The sequence below is a fragment of the Mesorhizobium loti genome, from assembly GCF_003148495.1.
Lineage (GTDB): Bacteria > Pseudomonadota > Alphaproteobacteria > Rhizobiales > Rhizobiaceae > Mesorhizobium > Mesorhizobium loti.
Map to the genome: position 1 here is coordinate 1 of NZ_QGGH01000046.1, position 2542 is coordinate 2542.

Here is a 2542-nt window from a genome sequence, read left to right on the forward strand (position 1 = left end):
GTAAGCGCCACGCCGCTCCCCTCGTGCGGCGCATGAGGTGAATGTGCGAAGAATCCCCCCGATCGCGAGAGACGGAGGGCCTACGTGGGAGCAGACGGCAAAATGGACGTCCATTTGGACGTCCCAACAGCTGGCTACGCAGGCCAGCTCGAGGTTCTGGACGGTCCAACGGGACGGCGGGTTCGCTCGGAGGCCGAGAGAGCCCGGATTGCGGCCGAGAGCCTGATGCCAGGGGTGCAGGTGGCGGCGGTCGCGCGCAAGCATGGCGCGACCCGCTGGCAGGTCTACGATTGGCGGCGTCGCCTTCGTCAGGGACAACTGGCACTGCCGGAAAGCATGGCGCCGATGTTCGCGCAGTTGATGGTGGACGACTCATCGGCGCCTCAGCGGAGGATGAGGCCATCGAAATCGACGCCGGCGAAGGTGGAAATCGTGATCGACGACATGGTGATCCGAACGGCGGTTGACCTCGAGCAGCTGTCGCAGGTGATCCGAGCGGTTCGGGCCTCGCGATGATTGCACCGGGCAACGATCTGAAGATCTACGTGGCGACCCGGCCAGTTGACTTCCGGCGCGGCATGGATGGATTGGCATTGGCTGTGCAGGAGATGCTAGGCCTCGACCCATACTGTGGGGCAGCCTTCGTCTTCCGGGCCAAAAGGGCTGACAGGATCAAGATTTTGGTGTGGGATCGCACCGGCCTTGTGCTCGTTCACAAGCGGCTCGAGGGCTCGAAGTTCGTCTGGCCGCAGGTTCGCGACGGCGTGATGCGCATGTCGCCGGCGATGTTCGCGGCCTTGTTCGAAGGGCTGGACTGGAGACTGGTTCGCCCCGAGCGGGCACGGCGTCCGCAGCTTGCCGGATGAGTGTGGCACAGTGACTCAGGTGCCTTGTCTCCAATGGCGTTATCGGCACTCATGTGCTTGATTTAGTGCATGAATCTGACGGTTCTCCAGGAAGAGAACGAGCGTTTGAAGGCGCTCCTGGCCCAGACGCAAGCGACCCTGGCCGAGCACCAGGCTGCCTTAGCTGCATCCGAGGAGGCGCGCCGCCGGCTGGAGAGCGTCGTCAGCCAGCTCAATCACGAGAAGTTCGGCGCCAAGTCCGAGAAGCTGCATCCCGATCAATACCACCTGCCACTCGAAGACGTGGAGATCGCGCAGGGCGTGCTCGATGCCGCGCAGGAAAAGGCGCAGCGGGTCATCCAGGGGCGTTCGGACGGCTCGTCCGGTTCGCGCCAGCGCAATCGTGGCCACTTGCCTGCCCATCTGCCGCGAGTGGAGCGGATCATCGAGCCCAAGAGCACGCTGTGCCCCTGCGGCTGCGGCGAGATGGCCAGGATCGGCGAGGATGTCAGCGAGCGGCTCGACGCAATCCCGGCGCAACTGCGCGTGCTGGTCACGCGCCGCCCGAAATACGCTTGCCGGCGCTGCTCGGGCGCCGTCGTGCAGGCGCATGCGCCCGAGCATATCGTGCCTGGCGGCCTGCCGACCGAGGCGCTGATCGCCCAGGTCATCGTCGCCAAGTTCGGTGATCATTTGCCGTTCTACCGGCAGGCCGAGATCTACGCCCGCCAGGGCATCCAGCTGGATCGGGCGACACTGGGCAACTGGGCAGGCCGGACCTGCTTCCATCTCAAGCCCATAGCCGACCACATGCGCGGGCATCTGGCTGCGGCCGAGCGCCTGTTCATGGACGAGACCGCGGCGCCGGTGCTCGATCCCGGACGCGGCAAGGTCAAGAAGGGCTTCTTCTGGGCAATCGCTTCCGATGACCGCGGCCATGGTGGCCAAGGCCCGCCCATCGTGCTGTTCCACTATGCGCCGGGGCGCGGCGGCGAGCATGCCGAACGCTTCCTTCAAGGCTTTGGCGGACAATTCCTGCAGGTTGACGCCTATGAGGGCTATGACCGGCTGACACGCCTGGAGCGGCCACAAGGACCATGGATGCTCGTCCATTGCTGGAGCCACCTGCGCCGACGTTTTGTGAAGCTGGCGCGCAACACCAAGTCCCCGATCGCCGAAGCCGCCGTGCGCCAGATCGCTACGCTCTACGCCGTCGAGGCGACGGTGCGCGGCATGGCGCCACAAGCTCGGCTCGCCGCGCGACAGCAGTACTCCACTCCGATCATCGCCGCCCTGAAACCATGGTTCGAAAAGCAACTGTCGATGATCTCCTCGGGCTCAAAGCTGGCCGAAGACATCCGCTATGGTCTTGCCCATTGGGAAGGGCTCACGCGCTTCCTCGGCGACGGCCGGCTCGAGCTCGACACCAACCCAGTCGAAAACGCCATCCGGCCCGTATGCTTGACCAGAAAAAATGCCCTGTTTGCTGGCCATGAGGTCGGGGCCGAAAACTGGGCAGTGCTCTCATCCGTCGTGGCCACCTGCAGGCTCAACGACGTCAATCCCGTTGCCTACCTCGCCGAAACTCTCGACGCCATCATCAACGGCCATCCGCAGAGCCAGATCGAGGAACTCATGCCCTGGCGATTCCGGAAAACGTCAAGCCCAAATCCATAGGCGATCGGCAAGGCGCTTAC

General features: G+C 64.4%; 3 protein-coding genes. All 3 read left to right on the top strand.

Going from position 1 to position 2542, the window contains the following annotated elements; translation table 11 throughout:
• Positions 1 to 102: 102 nt before the first annotated feature.
• Positions 103 to 516: an IS66-like element accessory protein TnpA gene (gene tnpA, locus C8D77_RS37175; protein WP_081709620.1), complete on the top strand. Its 414-nt coding sequence runs from the start codon at positions 103 to 105 to the stop codon at positions 514 to 516.
• Complete coding sequence (tnpB, locus tag C8D77_RS37180; protein ID WP_027054633.1) at positions 513 to 866, top strand: IS66 family insertion sequence element accessory protein TnpB; 354 nt, start codon at positions 513 to 515, stop codon at positions 864 to 866. The genes tnpA and tnpB overlap by 4 nt, the downstream gene beginning before the upstream one ends.
• 69 nt (positions 867 to 935) lie before the next feature.
• Positions 936 to 2522: an IS66 family transposase gene (gene tnpC / locus C8D77_RS37185; RefSeq protein WP_109672954.1), complete on the top strand. Its 1587-nt coding sequence runs from the start codon at positions 936 to 938 to the stop codon at positions 2520 to 2522.
• Positions 2523 to 2542 lie beyond the last annotated feature (20 nt).

Bases quoted from the DNA above. Each gene is read 5' to 3' on its own strand.
- tnpA (WP_081709620.1), top strand. From the start codon at position 103: ATGGACGTCCATTTGGACGTCCCAACAGCTGGCTACGCAGGCCAGCTC.
- tnpB (WP_027054633.1), top strand. From the start codon at position 513: ATGATTGCACCGGGCAACGATCTGAAGATCTACGTGGCGACCCGGCCA.
- tnpC (WP_109672954.1), top strand. From the start codon at position 936: ATGAATCTGACGGTTCTCCAGGAAGAGAACGAGCGTTTGAAGGCGCTC.